Origin of the sequence: Paenibacillus sp. GCM10012306 (assembly GCF_042649265.1) — a bacterium.
GTDB lineage: Bacteria > Bacillota > Bacilli > Paenibacillales > Paenibacillaceae > Paenibacillus_AQ.
Genome location: NZ_JBHRYW010000007.1, coordinates 16,817 through 33,605, shown reverse-complemented (window position 1 = coordinate 33,605; position 16,789 = coordinate 16,817). Strand labels below are relative to the sequence as shown.

The window sequence follows — 16,789 nt, the reverse complement described above, 5'->3', positions numbered from 1 at the left end:
GCCTGTCCCCTAGAGAATGGTGAATGAAAGACGCTTTCCTCTATGAATAGTAAGATTACGATATAGATAATTCTCTGCCCGCTTTTTACAATTAGGCATGTATTCAAAATTAAGTGCAAGAGACGGGCTGAAACCATCAAGGCCAATCAAAGGGAATCTTTCAGTTATTATAATTCGACAGCGCTTACAGGGGTGGCAGACAAAGACAGAAAGGAGAAGAAGCATTCGATAGCTTTTTGCGAAAGCGATTACAGAAATGCGTGTAGCTGCACAATGATACAGCAGATGATCTATCTCCCTGTGACCAGCTGGACAGATGTCCGTTGGTAAGCAATCAGTCAGGGGGCTGCTACGTCTAGTTGTGGAAGCGATATCATTTTTGAGTTAACGGCATTTTCCGGCGCTTGGATTCCTTTGAATCACTTGATTTGAGCAACATGGCCCGAGTATTAAAGTGAGCAACAGAAGAATTGGCAACGAGAAAGCACTAACTATACAACACCAAACGGAGGGATGTTATGCTTGGGCAGGTAATGAAAAAAGGATTTTTGTTCCTCATCATGATCTGCCTGGTGATTACTGGTAGCGGCCAGTTCGCCAGGACGGTATATGCCGATGATACAAACACCTATGAGGCTGAGGCAGAAGGAAATACACTGACCGGTAACGCTTCTATTTCGAATCTTACTTCAGCTTCCGGCGGCAAGAAGGTCGGGGGTATCTATCAAGGCAGTTCCTTGCAGTTCAATAATGTAGTAGTGAGCGAGACCGGAAATTATAAAATTACTGTGCACTATATTTCTGGCGATTCGCGTCCATTCAATATCAGCGCGAATGGCGGCGACAAGCAGTTCGAAGAACCGCCCAAGACACAGAACTGGGAGACAGTGGGTACCTACGATGTGACACTTCCTTTGAACGCGGGAGTCAATACAATCTTGATCGATGATAACAACTGGTATTCTCCAGACATCGACAAAATCGTAATTCGTGGACTCGACAATAGCAATCCAGGAGAAGGTCATGAAGTCGACTGGAAGAAGAATCTACGCGGTGTAGTCATTGAGGCAGAGGCGCCTGAGAACATTATTACAGGCAATGCCAAGGTGGAAGACAGCAGTGTCAGCTCTAGTGGTAAAAAAGTAACGGGTCTATACAAGAATAGTTCTTTGACATTCACAAATGTTAATGCACCGGCAGAAGGAACTTACTTGATCCGCATTTCATATATTTCCGGCGACCAACGCCCTGTGTATATGCAGGTGAATAATGGACCGGATGAGCTGGTTGATCTGCCTAAGACGGCAAGTTGGAACACGCTAGGCACTTATGATGTAGAAGTGATCCTGCATGCGGGTACCAATACGATCACTTTCTCAGACCATGACTGGTATTCTCCGGATATGGATAAGATCGAAGTGATTCCTTATACGATCAGCTATGAAGCAGAATCATCTGTCAATGAATTGACCGGCGAAGCCCGCGTCGTCGACAGCCTCAATGCTTCTGGCGGCAAAAAGGTAGGTTACCTGAATGGTGGCAGCTCTCTGATCTTCAAAAAGATTATGGCTCCTATGACCGGTGATTACAAAATCACTGTAGCCTACATTTCTGGTGACCCACGCAGCTTCTATGTCAGCGCCAATGGGGGCGCGGAGCAATACTACGAGCTGCCGAAGACGGCAGACTGGGAAACGGTTGGCACCTATGATATTACACTCCCGCTAAATGAGGGTGAGAATACGATCACTTTCTCGGACGGCAACTGGTACGCACCGGATCTGGATCGCATTATCGTAGAACCAGCGATGGGCTCAGAGCCAGGGAATCCGGGTGAAGAAGTGGGTGACCTGGGAACACCGGGCGATACGCATAGCTACGGGGCAATCACGGTTACCGATTATACTTACGGCCTGCTGGTATCGAACGGACATTATCAAGTGTCCTATAATACCAAGACCGGATATGCCGGTTACAACTGGGCTGATGGACAGAAACTGACAGGGATCTACAGCAGTATTAAGCTCGGTGGTGATCTTGTAGAGACTAAAAGCTATGAGAATCATGCAAGCGCCGGAGCACCGGTGGAGATTCAGGACGGCTTCGGCAAAGGGGTCGAGCTAACATTCGTTCATACCTCTGCCGGTAAGCCAACACTGAAACAAGTTTACAAATTCTATGAAGACAGAACATATTTCTTGACCCGTCTGGATGCAGCCAGTGATACGGCGATGAAGAGCAATTATATGTCACCGATTACAGTAAAACGTACAGGTGGTGTAGACATTGGCGCCAGCACGGATAACCGTGTGCTGACCGTGCCTTTTGACAACGATGCCTGGATTCGTTACAAATCTCAAACGATGAATCGGGCAGATACTAGCTATGAGATGACAGCTATTTTTAACAATTCGACACGTAACGGGCTTATCATCGGTTCCGTGACGCATGACACCTGGAAGACAGGCATTGACTGGAAAGGCTCTTCCAACCGACTCAACGAGTTGGCAGTCTATGGGGGTGCAGCAAGTGATGTTACCCGCGACACCCAACCACACGGCAGCCTGACAGGCATGGAGCTATCCTCACCGCTGGTTATGGTAGGTGGATTCAGCGATTACCGCACTGGGCTTGAAGAATACGGGAAAGCCAACGCAATCATCACGCCTCCGCTGGAGCTGAATCCGGAATTGCCGCAAGGTGTACCAGTGGGCTGGAACAGTTGGGGAGCTTATGAGCACACTCTTTCGTACCAGGACGTAGTGGATGTCTCCAACTATTTCAAAGAGAACCTGAAGGACTTCAACAATAACGGTAATGTATTCATCAATATGGACTCCTATTGGGATAATCTGAGTGATCAGCAGCTTGAAAACGTTGTCTCTGTCATTAAAGGCAATGGGCAGCATGCAGGTATTTATTGGGGGCCGTTTGTATACTGGGGCGACAATATGAGTCAGACGGTAGATGGGACCAATGGTCAGTATACGTATGGCGACATCGTCCTCAGGGATGCTGAGGGTAACCCACTGCCGACTCTGGACGGGGCTTATGCCCTCGATGTGACACATCCAGGTACCAAACTGCGCATGAATTATTTCCTGGATAAATTCAAGGATCTTGGCTTCACTTTTATCAAATTGGATTTCCTGACGCATGGCTCGCTGGAAGGTCAACACTATGACCCGAACGTGACAACAGGGATTCAGGCTTATAATCAAGGAATGGCTTATGTCGAAGACCGTCTGGATGGGTCCATGTTCATCAGCGAATCTATCGCTCCGATCTTCCCGAGCCAATATGCGCACAGCAGACGGATTTCCTGTGACACCTACGGTAGCATTAATGAGACCGAATACATGTTGAATTCATTGACCTACGGTTTCTGGCAAAATGGAACGATCTATCCGTACACAGACCCGGATCATTTGGCACTCAGCCGTGCTTCCAGCTTGACCGAAGCCCGCAGCCGCGTGAACTCTGGCGTCATCGCCGGAACGGTGATGCTGGATAGTGATGATGTGAACAATCCTAAAGCGCAGGAATACATGACTGCCCTTTACAACAACACAGACGTACTTGAAGTGGCCTTGAAAGGAAAAGCCTTCAAACCATTGGAAGGTAATACGAACGCTAATGCTGCAGATACATTTGTACTGAAGGATGGCAACGATTATTACCTGGCGGTATTCAACTATAGTGCTAATGCTTCGGCCAACAAAACCGTTGATTTTGCCCGTGCTGGATTGGATGCTTCGGAATCCTATACGATGCAAGACTTGTGGACGGGAGAGACTTCGTCCGTAACTGGTTCCTTGGCATTGACTTTGGAAAAAGCAGAATCGAAACTGGTTAAATTGACAGCAAGTCCGAAGCCGGTAACAGGCGTTACTCTGGATAAAACGGAGCTTACACTGACCGTTGGCGACGCCGGCAAGCTGGTTGCAACAGTGAACCCGGAAGTGGCGACCAACAAATCGGTAACCTGGACTTCAAGCGATGCCACAGTAGCTAGTGTAGAGAATGGTAAGGTAACCGCTGTAGCAGCTGGCAAGGCGACGATTACTGTGAAGACGGTTGATGGTGGCTTTAAGGCAACGGCTGAGATTACAGTCAAAGCTGCCACCACGGAAAATCCGGGCAATCCAGGAAACCCAGAGAACCCGGGAAATCCCGATGTGCCTGCCAATCCCGGGGATAACGGCAACAATGGCAATAACAGTAACAACGGAAACAACAGTAATAGCGGAAATAATGGCAATACCAGCAGCAGCGTCCCAGGTGTTATTGTAGATACAACCAATGTCGCTAAACCGCTTAGCATCACAGCAGATATGCTGAAAGTAGACAGTACAGGTAATAAAGCAGTTGTGGACATCAAGGGAGATACACAGGAAATACAGCTGTCCCCTGCGGCGATTCTTCAACTCGGCAATCACACGCTGGAAGTAAAATCCGGCAAGCTCTCGCTCCAAGTGCCTGCAGATTTGATCCACGAGCTGCAGAACAAGCTGCCTGCTGAGCAGCGGGCAGACAGCACGATCTCCCTGAAGATGGTGCCGCTTGGCAGTAAAGCCAATGAGGTGGTTGCCGCTGCTGCGGGAACTATTCATGGTGATGTAGCACTCAAGGGTGATATTTATGAATTTAGTCTGTCGATTACTTCAAAAACAGGCACAACACAAACACTCTCTACGTTTGATCAACCGATTACGCTGAGTCTAACTGCAGCCGACGGGTTTAACGCTTCGCGTGGAGGCATCTATTATATTGCTGATAATGGCAAGCTTGAGTATATCCAAGCTGATTACGCTGATGGTGTACTGACGGCCAAGATTAGCCATTTCAGCAAATATGCTGTTCTGGAGCTGAACCGGACCTTCACCGATGTTCCAGCCAGTCATTGGGCAAGCTCTGTCATCAAGGAGCTAGCAGCTAAGCTGCTTGTTCAAGGCACTAGCGGTGACAAGTTTGAACCGGGACGTGCGGTTACGCGTGCCGAGTTCACATCCATGCTGGTTCATACCCTGGGACTGAATGAAACGGGCGAAGCAAGCTTTGCTGACGTTGCACCGACCGCCTGGTATGCGGAGCCGATCTCCATCGCGTACAAGGCTGGCATCGTAAGTGGAAGAAGTGCAGATAAATTTGAGCCAAGTGCAGTGATCACCCGTGAAGAAATCACGGTGATGACCATGAAGGCATATGAACTGAAGCATGGCAAAGCACCTGTTGCTTCTGATGCAGCGTTCACAGATTTGGACCTGGTTTCCTCCTGGGCAACGGCTTCTGTGAATGAAGCCGCCAGTCTTGGGCTGATTAAAGGCCAAAGCCCAGAAAAATTCGCACCTAAAGGAATAGCATCCCGCGCGGAAGCGGCTCATGTTATCTATAACTTGATTGCGAAGTAAGAAATGAAAAGGACTGTGGGGTAAAGAATTATGGGGTAAAGGACTGGAAGGATGAAGGGGTGGGGGCTGAAGACTTGAAGATTTGAAAGCCTGAAATCCTGAAATTCGTCACAGAGTAGTTTATTCTTCAATGAAGATCGTAATCCAATACTAAGATGTGAAAAAGCAGCAAGTCTCCGTTTGGAGACCTGCTGCTTTTTGTTTCGGGTCAATCGCACATCAAGGGCCAACTTACGCAAGGGGTGTAACGGACTGTACAGCCGCTATTTGCGATATAACTGGGTTTTGGACATGTAACGGACTCCAGTGCCGCTATTTACTCCAAAACCTCGCATTTTGATCAGACAGCCAGCCTATAAGGTCATCTGAGTCCGTTAGCATCCTTAGCAACCCAGCATATGAACAATAAGGTCACTGGAGTCCGTTAGCCTAGCAACCCAGCATATGGACAATAAGGTCACTGGAGTCCGTTAGCATCCTAGCAATCGAGCATATTGACAATAAAGTCACTGAAGTCCGTTACTCGACGGGGTAGCAACGGATTTTGGTGTGGATTCAATATTGAAGTGACTTTTCTGCACAAGCTGCGAAGAGGAAGGAACTACTCGCAGAAAAAGTGCAGCGTTCGCTTTTGTGTCCAGATTTCACCGCTAAAGAGAACAGAAAAAATATGGGCACAACAGCGATTGGAACAACGGTCCGTTCGTGGAGCGCCCACCTAAGCGACTGAGTACATCCTACTCAAAGCAGCTACTCAAAGCAACTACTCGAAGCAGCTACTCAAAGCAACACTCTGAACAACACTCGAAGCAACTACGCAAAGCAACCAGCACTCAGCGCCTCCCCTACAACATCACCTTTTGCGGCAGGGTGATCTGGACTGTGGTCCCTATGCCCAGTCGGCTATACACTTTAACACCGTAACGCTCACCGAATTTCAGTTTGATTCTTCGATCCACGTTCGAAATGCCGTAGCCCCGACCGGGCTTGTCCTCCAGCAGTGTTTGCAGCTTCTCCGGCCTCATGCCCATGCCGTCATCGATAACTGACAGGACAATATCGTTGTCTTCGATGATCCCTTTGATGTGAATATTCAGCGGGCTCTCCTGATTCCATACGGCATGAATGACCGCATTTTCTATGAAAGGCTGCAAAGTCAGCTTCACAGTAGAGTAAGGCAGGATGGCTTCATCGATCGTGTAGGTAATATTCAGCTGGCCTTTGAAGCGAATCAACTGAATGGCGTTGTAGCTTTGCGTCAGCCTAATTTCCTCATTAATCGTTAGGATGCTTTTCCCTTTATTAAGAGAGATACGGTAGAACTTGGCCAAATTCAGGACCATATCCTGAATCCGTTGGTCTTGATGCTTGATAGCTAGGGAAGAGATGGAGCCCAGGGTATTGTACAGGAAATGAGGATTAATCTGGGCTTGCAGCAGATCCAGCTCCGCTTCCTTGCCCAACAGCTCTTTCTGATACACCTCGGTAATGAGGCTTTTCAGGCGGTTCGTCATTTGTCGGAAGGCAAAATGCAGCTGACCAATCTCATCATTGCCGAGATGCTCTTCCTTGGCCGTATTGAAATCGCCCCGCTCAATGCGCCGGATCATGCGTATTAACGTACGGATACGTTTGCTGAACAGCGAAGCAGTGATAAAAATAAGCAAAAGAGCCACACCAATAAAGGCTAGAGAGATTTTGATAATGATTTGTGACAGTGACCGGGCATCCTTGATGATGCTGTCATACGGGAAGATGGACACCGTCTTCCAACCGTTTTTGAGCGTATTGTATACGGCAAAAGCCTTTTCCCCGTTGTACGTAGTATCGAATCTGCCTGATGACATTTCATCAAACTTATGGTTCAGTAACTCAGGCAGACTTGTGTTCAATAATTGTTTATCGCCCGAAGACAGGATAATACCGTCATTGTTGATAATAAAAATGTCTTTCCCGCCTCCGCCGGCCTCTTTCTCCATTAAGGAGTAAATGACCGATTCGGAAATACTGAAGACCAGAATGCCGTACGGATATTGGTTGCGGTTATTATTCAGCTGCCTGGCCAGTGTGAACATGGCGGGACTATTCTGGGTTTGCGGCGAGGACAAATGAACAATGTTCCCGTAGGTATGCTGCAGCTGCTTGAATAATTCTGTCCTTTTAACCTCCAGTGTAACTGGTTTGATATAGTAATTGTCTTTGGGCAGCGACGGATTATCCGAATATATGAATACGCTATCAAAATCAGGGTAGGCAGCCATCACCGTGTCAATTCGATTGGCAATGTATTTGTAGACATCCAGGTATGAAGGGTCATCCTGATATTCGCTTGTGAGATAGTTAGCCAGTCTATTATCCAAATATATAGAAGCTGAAATATGTTCATAGCTATCCATCTTGTTCTCCAGATTCTTGGTGATCTGGGCGGTTGAATTCATCATGTTGATATAGATTTGATCCGTGAGTTTGGACTTTGTCAGCTCAAATGAGATATAGGCCAATAGCATCATTGGAACAATGGTGACCACAACGAACACCAGGAACAACTTGGAACGAAAGCTTAGATTCAGGAAAGGCATATAGAAGTATTTTTTATAAAACTTACGCATCGAAGAAGCCCTTTCTCTTAGGAGTATTTGGCGTTTACCAAGTTTATCATAGCAGACTGAATATCGGAATCCAACAATAGTTTGCTGCAAAACATCTTTAAAAAGCGCTATCATTCGGAGGATTGAAGTATAGAAAGGAACCTGTAGCGGCCTTAAGATAAGGAGGAGAGAAGTTAAGCCAAGAGATGGCTAGGCATACTGTATAAAGAGAAAGGGAGGGTGTTTGATGTATAAAGCAAGCGCTATCAAAACAGTCAGGGGCAACAGTCTGTGGAACAGACTAAAAGAACAAAAGTGGTTATTTGTACTTATGTTCCCTGCCTTTATTGCGACATTGCTGTTTTCTTACGGTCCTATGTTTGGATTGTATATGGCCTTTACGAATTATCAGCCAGGTGGAGGATCGTTTTTACATCAATTCTTCGGTGCCGAATTTGTCGGCTTAAAGTGGTTTGAATATTTCTTTAGTACAGGAGATTTCTATCGGGTAATGCGTAATACGCTTGCGACAAGCTTGCTGACGCTGTTATTCGGATTTCCTGCTCCAATCATACTAGCATTGATGCTGAATGAAGCCAAACAAGGATTCTTCAAGCGCTTTACACAGACGGTTTCATATCTGCCGCATTTTATCTCCTGGGTTATCGCAGCGAACATTGTAATTACACTGCTGGCTTCGGACGGAATGCTTAACAACTTCCTGGTTATGCTGGGAGTGGTCAAAGAACCGGTGGCCTTCCTACAGAATGGACCTTTGTTCTGGTGGATTATCGCCTTATCTAATATGTGGAAAGAAATGGGTTTCAGCGCGATTATGTACCTTGCAGCGATTTCGGCTATTAACCCGGAGCTTTACGAAGCAGCAAGAGTGGATGGAGCCAGCCGCTTCCGTCAAATGTGGCATATTACACTGCCAGCCCTGCGCCCAACCATCGTAATTCTGGGAATACTCGCAGTCGGCGGTATTCTGAACGCGGGCTTCGAACAGCAATACCTGCTGCAAAATAATACAGTTCTTGAATATTCGGAAGTTATCGATATTTATGCTTATAAATACGGATTACAGAACAGCATGTTCTCTTACGGGGCTGCCGTGGGGATGTTTAAATCAGTCGTCGCCTTTATTCTTGTAGTGATTGTGAATAACATTTCCAGAAAAGTGAACGACCAGGCGTTGTTCTAAATAAAACAGGAGAGGAGCGCTTGTGATGATTTCAAGTAGATTCGGAGACCATATTTTTAAATTCATCGTGTATTTCGTTCTCACAATTGTATTGCTGGTTACATTCCTGCCTTTTTGGAACATTCTCGTTCTTTCATTAAATAGTGCGGAAGATACGGTAAGAGGAGGCGTCTACCTGTGGCCAAGAGCGTGGACGCTGGATAGCTACAATCAGATTTTGAAAGACAGTGAGATCATGAACGGTCTTTGGGTAACGGTAAAACGTACCGTGATCGGTGCACCGCTGTCAGTCCTCGTCATTACGATGCTAGCGTATCCGCTAAGCCGCCGGAATTTGGTAGGACGCAAAGGCTGGAACCTTTACTTCGTCTTTACGATGTACTTTGCCGGTGGTCTGATTCCTTATTATATGGTTCTGAAAGCGCTGAATATGATTGATACGTTCTCTGTATTCATTCTCCCAAGCTTGATGAACGTCTTCTATATGATCATTGTCCGGACCTTTATGGAAGGGTTGCCCTATGAGATTGAAGAGTCGGCAAAGGTAGACGGAGCGAATGATTTGACAATTTTCTTCCGGATTGTTCTGCCGCTGACAACGCCTGTACTTGCAACCGTCGGATTGTTCCAGGCAATTTCACATTGGAATTCCTGGTTTGACTCCTATGCGTTCACCTATAGCTCAGATCTGAAAACCTTGCAAGCCGTACTCGTCAAAATATTGAGTCAGTTCCAGACCGGAAGTATGGTGTCACAGACGCAGATGCTAGCCAACTCGGCCAAGCGGAATGCCGTCTCAAGCGATACGATCCGGATGGCAGCGACTATGGTTGCGACTTTGCCTATCGTGCTTGTATATCCATTCCTGCAAAAGTATTTTGTTAAAGGCATGACTTTGGGTGCTGTTAAAAGTTAATATGGTTAAATAAAACCGAACGCCAGCTGGAGACAACTTCTCCGGTTGGCGACCCTGAAGGGGGGTGAGGTGACAGACCTGCTTGGTTGCTTGAACGACATGTAAAGTAACTTATTCAATGGGAGGAATTAGGGTGTCAATGATAAAGAGAAACAAATGGATGAGCGTAGGTATGACGGCTGCACTAGCTGCTGGTTTATTGGCGGGATGTGGTTCTAACGACGGTAAAGACAATACAAACCAAACGGCAGGAGACAATAAAAAACAAGAGCCGATCACACTAACCTGGTTTGATTCTAATACAAAGGGAGAGCCCTTTACAGATGCTGTTGCCCAGGAAATCACTAAAAAGACTGGCATCTCGCTCTCCATACAACAGCCTACGGGAAACCCGACAGAGAAGCTGAGCTTGATGCTTGCCAGCGGTGACTATCCGGACGTAGTGGTAATGAGCCGTGGGGACGCTTCACTCGATAAGTACATTACAAGCGGAGCATTCGTACCACTTGATGAATTGATTGAAAAATATGGTTCTGACGTGAAAGAAATGTATGGCGACACGTTGACTAAAACACGCTATAAAGACGGCCAAAACTATTATTTGGCGAACTGGTATGGACTGGATAGTGATCCTGTCTTCGGTATGTTGATGAGAAAAAATCTGCTTGCAGAACTGGCTCCAGATAAGGCAGATGGTTCTACACCACTTACAACTGATGATTTGGAAGCGCTTTTGAAGAATTTTAAAGAGAAACACAAGACTATCGATGGAAAAGAATCCGTTCCTATGACGATGAACGGTGAGAATATGGGTGCCAATCTTGGTACGTTCAAAGGTATGTGGGGCATGAAGACCTACTACGATAACAACGGAAAATTGCAGTATGATGTGAAGGATCCGAAGTATCGTGAGATGCTGCTCTATGTGAACCGTTTGTATAGAGAAGGTCTGATCGAGAAAGAATTTGCTATTAGTAAAACGCAAACATGGGTTCAAAAGCTTGCTACTGGCGCAGTATTCTCCTCACCAGGCGCTTACTGGGATCCAGGTAATGGTAATGCAGCTTTGAAGAAGGATGGCGGCGTAGATAACCAGCTCTTCCCTTACAAGGTTGTCGCACCTGGTACAGACCCTGCCCAAACGACATTTGGACCTAGAAGCTCGCTTGGATGGGATGCTATTGCCATCACGAAGAATAACAAACACCCAGAAGAAACAATGAAACTGTTCAACTTCCTGGCAAGTGATGAAGGTCAGCATTTGCTGCTGTGGGGTCAAGAAGGAACCAATTACACTATGGTTGATGGCAAGAGACAACCGGACCCTGCATTCTTGCAAAGCTTCAAAGACAACTGGGATGATACAGTGAAGAAGAGCGGCGTTCGCAAATGGCTGTGGTTCATCAAGAATGGTCTGGATCCGAACGGACAGCCTTACGATATGCCGGTTAAATTCCAACGCAATGAAGTAGATGAAATGGCGATCAAGAACCTTGGGGATTCCGTTTGGGATACAGCGGAATATGATAACCTGACTCCTGATGGCGGTACACCTGAAGCACTGACAGCTCAGAAGGTCAAAGATATTATGGAACAAAGTACTACCCGAGTAATCATTGCTCCTACTGAAGCTGAAGCCAATGCGACATTCGACAAGATGCTTGACGATATGAAAAAGGCCGGCGATGAGAAGGTAGAAGAAATTATCAACCAGAAGTATGAAGAACGTATGAAGCTGTGGGGCGGAAAATAATTAGCCCAGATGAAGGCCAGGTCTCTTGCTGAGTTACTTTGAGAAGGAGAGCCTGTTCCTGAATTGATAGATAACCCGTAAGACGAACCTCTGCCTGAGGCGACGTGCTTACGGGTTATTTTTTTGCGGATAACTGTTATTTTCTAAAAAATGTTTAATCACTTTTGGTGATTTCAAGACGATAGCAGTCTTTTCTTTGGCTAATTGTTGAAGTCTTATTAAAATTCCAAACTCAAAGGAGAATCTCTCCTCGCAACCTTCTCCCATATCTGGTCTTCTCTTAGGGAAAGAAGTAGACATAACATGCATTTCATTGGTCCTTAGAATAATAGTTAGGTTTGTGGCTGGCTTGATACTATGTGATGATCAATACTAGTGTGCAGTTAAGCACAGCCCTTTACCCTTTATGCGTGCTGCGGTACTGGGAAGGAGATAGCCCCATAATCTTCTTGAACAGTCGTGAAAAATAGTAGGGGTCCTGAAAGCCCAGCCGATGGCTGATCTCTTTAATACTGTGATCGGTAAGGTCGAGGTGTTGGCAGGCCAGTTGTACCTTGAGACGCAGATAATAATCGATGGGAGAATACCCGGTCGCTTTTTTGAACATATGTGTGAAATGGGGAATGGAAAGCTTGCTTTCCGCTGCCAGCTCCTTGAGCGATAAATGTTCCTCCAGATGCTCAGTCATAAACTTCACGGAGCGCTCAATATCATGCTTGTGGCGTTGCTGCTGGCTGGAGAGCGGCTGAAGCTGCGAGAACTTCAGGATAGCTGCCAGATGGCAGGCAAGCTGTGAGACATAGATGATATGGTGCAGGGTGTAGCCTTTTTGCAGCAGCTCATAGCATTCATCGAACAGCTCTACGATCTTCAGCGATTTATCGACCGGGATCGGAATCGGCTCACATGCCCCGTCACTCCCGGAGAAGAAGTCGGCGGCGTTCTCTCCTTTCATGTGCCACCAGTAAATGCTCCATGGATGCTCGGTGGAAGAGGCATATTCATGCTCTATTCCCGCAGGGATGATGACGGCAGAACCCTTTTGCAGAAGCTGTGTCTTCTGACCCTGTACTCGGTACCAGCCTTCGCCGTTGACACAGTAGATGATGATATAAGCGGCGCTGCCTTCCGGACGTTCCCGGTAGTGATGCTGTGCCAGCGGAAAGTAGCCGATATCGGTTAGATGCAGTGGACGGATAAGAGGGTGCTGAGCATAATCTTTAATAATATGATCCGGCAGGACGATTAGTTTCTGGGCATTGAAGCCTTCTTCAATTCGTATATTTTTCATGTATATACTATGCTCGTGTGCAATTGCTTTGTCAAATGTATCAATCGACCGTAATCATCATATAGTCCATCATACACATGAGATAGTCAATGGTGTCTACACCTGTTTACTCGTAAGATAAGGATAGCAAGCGAATCCCTTACAAGAGAGGATGGACACCCGTGTCAACAATTCAAGAAGTGAAGATTTGGGAGAAAAGTGTCAAGATTCCTACCTATGAAGTCGGCCAGCCGGATAAGAATCCGATGTTCCTGGAAAAGCGGGTCTATCAAGGAAGTTCCGGACGCGTATATCCGCTTCCTGTCATTGATAAAATTTACGATGAGAAGGTCATGAAATCTTACCAGATGGTTTTTCTGGAAAATGAGTTCGTGCAGATCCAGATTATGCCGCAGATCGGCGGACGGATCTACCGGGCGATCGACAAAACCAATGACTATGATTTTGTCTATTATAACCAGGTTATCAAGCCTGCACTGGTCGGCCTGACCGGGCCATGGATCTCCGGTGGTATTGAGTTCAACTGGCCGCAGCATCACCGTCCAAACACCTTTGGTCCGGTGGAATACCGGCTGGAGCAGGGCGAAGATGGAAGCGCTACAGTTTGGGTCAGCGAGATTGACCGGATGAGCGGCACGAAAGTAACTGCAGGTTTTACCTTGCATCCTGGCAAGGCTTATATAGAAATTACAGCGCAGATGTACAACCGGACTCCGGAACCACAAACCTTCCTGTGGTGGGCAAATCCGGCGGTTGCCGTCAATGACCATACACAGTCTGTGTTCCCGCCAGACGTGACCGCAGTTTTTGACCACGGCAAACGCGATGTGTCGCGCTTCCCGATTGCGACTGGCACCTATTATAAGAAGGACTATTCCGAAGGTGTCGATATTTCTCGCTACAAGAATATCCCGGTACCGACCTCTTATATGGCTTACAAGTCGGACTTTAACTTCGTGGGCGGCTACGACCATGGAGTGCAGGCTGGACTATTGCATGTGGCGAACCACCACGTCTCGCCGGGTAAGAAGCAGTGGACTTGGGGTAATGGCGAATTCGGCCAGGCCTGGGACCGCAATCTGACCGATGAAGACGGCCCGTACATTGAATTGATGACAGGCGTGTTCACGGACAACCAGCCGGACTTCACATGGCTCCAGCCGTATGAAGAGAAATCCTTTAAGCAGTATTTTATGCCATATAAAGATATCGGCGTGGTCAAGAATGCTTCGATTGAAGCCGCTGTCAATCTGGAGGTGGATGAGGCAGAGCGCACAGCAACAGTGCTTGCCTATGCTACCTCGGTCTTCGAGGGTGCCGTGATTGAGCTGAAGGGCCGGAAACGTACCTATGTCTCCGATGTAGTGACACTCTCCCCGACCTCAACCTACAAGTCGGTGATCTCGCTGGACGACGGCGACCTTCCGCATGATCTTACGGTTACGGTGCGAGATGCTTCAGGAAGCTTGCTAATTGCCTACCGTCCGGCGAAGCCTTCCATTGAGCAGGTACCGGATGCGGCTAAGCCATTGCCGAAGCCGCATGAGCTGCTGACGAATGAACAACTGTATCTGGCGGGCCTGCACCTTGAGCAATATCGCCACGCGACTTTCGAGCCAGAGTCGTACTACCTCGAAGGGCTGAAGCGCGACCCGGATGATATCCGAATCAACACGGCATACGGCACGCTGCTGCTGCGCCGCGGACGTTATACCGAGGCAGAGGGACACTTCCGTACCGCAGTGAAGGCACTGACTTGGCGCAACCCGAACCCTTATGATAGCGAAGCCTATTATCAGCTCGGGATGGCCTTGAAATTGCAGAACCGGAGCGAGGAAGCCTTCGCTGCGTTCTACAAAGCTGTATGGTCCGCCGCTTGGCAGGACAGCGGATATTTCTCGCTGGCTGGCATCGCTAGCGGCCAGGGGCAATACGGTGAAGCGCTGGAGCTGGTGGAGCGTTCGCTCATCCGCAACAGCCGCAACTACAAGGCGCGCCATCTGAAGGCGGCGCTGCTACGCAGGCTGGGTAAGCCTGCGAAGGGTCTGGCCTTTGCGGAAGAGACGCTGACGCTCGATCCCGCCGACTTTGGAGCCGCCAACGAACGGTGGGCGGCACTGCTAGCGCTGGGCGAAGCCGCTCAGGCAGAAGCTGCGCTGGCTGAACTGGAGCGCTTCATGCGCGGCGATGTTCACAACACGCTGCAGCTGGCTGCCGATTATATCGGCTCCGGCTTGTATGAAGAGGCCGTGCAGGTTATGGCACGGATCGCACCGGATGCCAGCACATCGGCTTATCCGATGCTGCACTACACGCTGGCCTATGCCTACGAACAGCTTGGATCGTCCGAGCTTGCGGCAGCACATCGCCTGGCCGGCAGCCAGGCGCCTGCCGATTACTGCTTCCCGAACAGCCTGCTCGATCTGGCTGTACTGGAGAGCGCTATCGCAGCAGACTCTGCCGATGGCATGGCGAACTACTATCTGGGCAACTGGTTATATGACAAGAAGCGCCATGCGGACGCCATCGCCCGCTGGGAGGCGGCTGCGTCGCTTCAGGGCGATTTTCCAACAGTACACCGCAATCTAGCCCTGGCCTATTTCAACAAATGCAATGATCCACAGGCTGCCCTTCAGTCGCTTGAACGTGCTTTTGAATTGAACACGGCTGATGCACGCGTCTTCTATGAGCTGGATCAGCTTTACAAGAAGCTGGGTCGCCCTGCTGATTGGCGTTATGCCAAGCTAGAGGCTCATCCAGACCTCGTTAGCAAGCGTGATGATCTGTATGTGGAATTCGTAGCCTTGCTCAATGCTCTTGGGCGCCACGAAGAGGCCATTCAGGCATTGGAAACACGCCATTTCCACCCTTGGGAGGGCGGAGAAGGCAAGGTGACCGGACAGTATGTGTTCGGCCATGTGGAGCTAGGTAAGAAGAAATTGCAAGAAGGAAACTTCGAAGAAGCGGCGTCCTTACTGCTTAAGGCACGGGTCTATCCTGAGAACCTCGGGGAAGGCAAGCTGGACGGAGCGCAGGAGAATAATATCCTGTACTACCTGGGTAACGCGTACGAGGGTCTGAATAACAAAGAGCAGGCCGAATTCTACTGGAGCGCCGCTTCACAAGGTCTTGAGGAGCCTGCCGGAGCGATGTATTACAACGATCAGCCGCCAGATATGATTTTCTATCAAGGGCTGGCTTGGCAGAAGCTCCAGGTGGAGAAGGAAAGCAAACGTCGTTTCAACAAGCTGGTGGATTACGCAGAAAAGCATCTGTTCGACGAAGTGGAATTCGACTACTTTGCCGTATCACTCCCGGATTTCCTTGTCTTCGAGGATGATCTGAACAGACGGAATGAAATTCACTGCCGCTACATGCTGGGTCTCGGATTACTAGGCTTGGGACGTACAGAAGAAGCCAAGATCCGGTTCCAAGAGGTGCTGGCGCTAGAAGTCAATCATCAGGGAGCTCTGATCCATCTTAACCTGTGATAGTGGCACATAACGAACACTGACAGAATACTGTCAGGTGAATATTGGAAGAGGACTAATAGAGAAATACCAAGGGATGATCATTGACAGGACCTTCTGCGATGATCATCCCTTGGTAGTCTAGAGGGAGGGACA

Annotated in this window: 8 protein-coding genes; 5 read left to right on the top strand and 3 right to left on the bottom strand. The window is 48.1% G+C overall.

All coding sequences use genetic code 11. The features are described from left to right. Positions 1-533: 533 nt before the first annotated feature. Complete coding sequence (locus ACFORK_RS16120; RefSeq protein ID WP_379200667.1) at positions 534-5,411, top strand: S-layer homology domain-containing protein; 4,878 nt, start codon at positions 534-536, stop codon at positions 5,409-5,411. 845 nt (positions 5,412-6,256) lie between these two features. Here the strand turns inward: ACFORK_RS16120 and ACFORK_RS16115 are convergent. Then, the gene (locus tag ACFORK_RS16115) at positions 6,257-8,020 is read right to left on the bottom strand and encodes a cache domain-containing sensor histidine kinase (protein ID WP_379200665.1); all 1,764 of its coding nucleotides are present in this window, start codon (positions 8,018-8,020) and stop codon (positions 6,257-6,259) included. A 226-nt stretch (positions 8,021-8,246) separates the two neighbouring features. On the opposite strand from ACFORK_RS16115, the gene ACFORK_RS16110 reads away from it, so the two are divergent. From ACFORK_RS16110 to ACFORK_RS16100, 3 genes are all read left to right on the top strand, one after another. After that, positions 8,247-9,203, top strand: coding sequence for an ABC transporter permease (locus tag ACFORK_RS16110; RefSeq protein WP_379200663.1), 957 nt, complete (start codon positions 8,247-8,249; stop codon positions 9,201-9,203). A 25-nt stretch (positions 9,204-9,228) separates the two neighbouring features. Then, on the top strand, positions 9,229-10,119 hold the full coding sequence (locus ACFORK_RS16105; RefSeq protein ID WP_379200661.1) for a carbohydrate ABC transporter permease: 891 nt from the start codon (positions 9,229-9,231) through the stop codon (positions 10,117-10,119). A 139-nt stretch (positions 10,120-10,258) separates the two neighbouring features. Further along, positions 10,259-11,872, top strand: coding sequence for an extracellular solute-binding protein (locus tag ACFORK_RS16100; RefSeq protein ID WP_379201218.1), 1,614 nt, complete (start codon positions 10,259-10,261; stop codon positions 11,870-11,872). A gap of 108 nt (positions 11,873-11,980) precedes the next feature. Here ACFORK_RS16100 and ACFORK_RS16095 read toward each other — a convergent pair whose 3' ends face one another. Both ACFORK_RS16095 and ACFORK_RS16090 read right to left on the bottom strand, forming a co-directional pair. Continuing rightward, positions 11,981-12,172 carry a P-loop NTPase family protein gene (locus ACFORK_RS16095; protein WP_379200659.1) on the bottom strand — a complete coding sequence of 64 codons (192 nt, stop codon included), beginning with the start codon at positions 12,170-12,172 and terminating at the stop codon, positions 11,981-11,983. 97 nt (positions 12,173-12,269) lie between these two features. Continuing rightward, positions 12,270-13,163, bottom strand: coding sequence for an AraC family transcriptional regulator (locus ACFORK_RS16090; RefSeq protein ID WP_379200657.1), 894 nt, complete (start codon positions 13,161-13,163; stop codon positions 12,270-12,272). A 161-nt stretch (positions 13,164-13,324) separates the two neighbouring features. Here ACFORK_RS16090 and ACFORK_RS16085 point away from each other — a divergent pair, with 161 nt between their 5' ends. Further along, a complete protein-coding gene (locus ACFORK_RS16085) occupies positions 13,325-16,654 on the top strand; it encodes a DUF5107 domain-containing protein (RefSeq protein ID WP_379200655.1) in 3,330 nt (1,109 codons plus the stop codon). The last annotated feature ends 135 nt before the right edge of the window (positions 16,655-16,789 follow it).

Coding starts and splice junctions, on each gene's coding strand:
- ACFORK_RS16120 (WP_379200667.1), top strand. CDS start 534: ATGAAAAAAGGATTTTTGTTCCTCATCATGATCTGCCTGGTGATTACT.
- ACFORK_RS16115 (WP_379200665.1), bottom strand. CDS start 8,020: ATGCGTAAGTTTTATAAAAAATACTTCTATATGCCTTTCCTGAATCTA.
- ACFORK_RS16110 (WP_379200663.1), top strand. CDS start 8,247: ATGTATAAAGCAAGCGCTATCAAAACAGTCAGGGGCAACAGTCTGTGG.
- ACFORK_RS16105 (WP_379200661.1), top strand. CDS start 9,229: ATGATTTCAAGTAGATTCGGAGACCATATTTTTAAATTCATCGTGTAT.
- ACFORK_RS16100 (WP_379201218.1), top strand. CDS start 10,259: ATGATAAAGAGAAACAAATGGATGAGCGTAGGTATGACGGCTGCACTA.
- ACFORK_RS16095 (WP_379200659.1), bottom strand. CDS start 12,172: ATGTCTACTTCTTTCCCTAAGAGAAGACCAGATATGGGAGAAGGTTGC.
- ACFORK_RS16090 (WP_379200657.1), bottom strand. CDS start 13,163: ATGAAAAATATACGAATTGAAGAAGGCTTCAATGCCCAGAAACTAATC.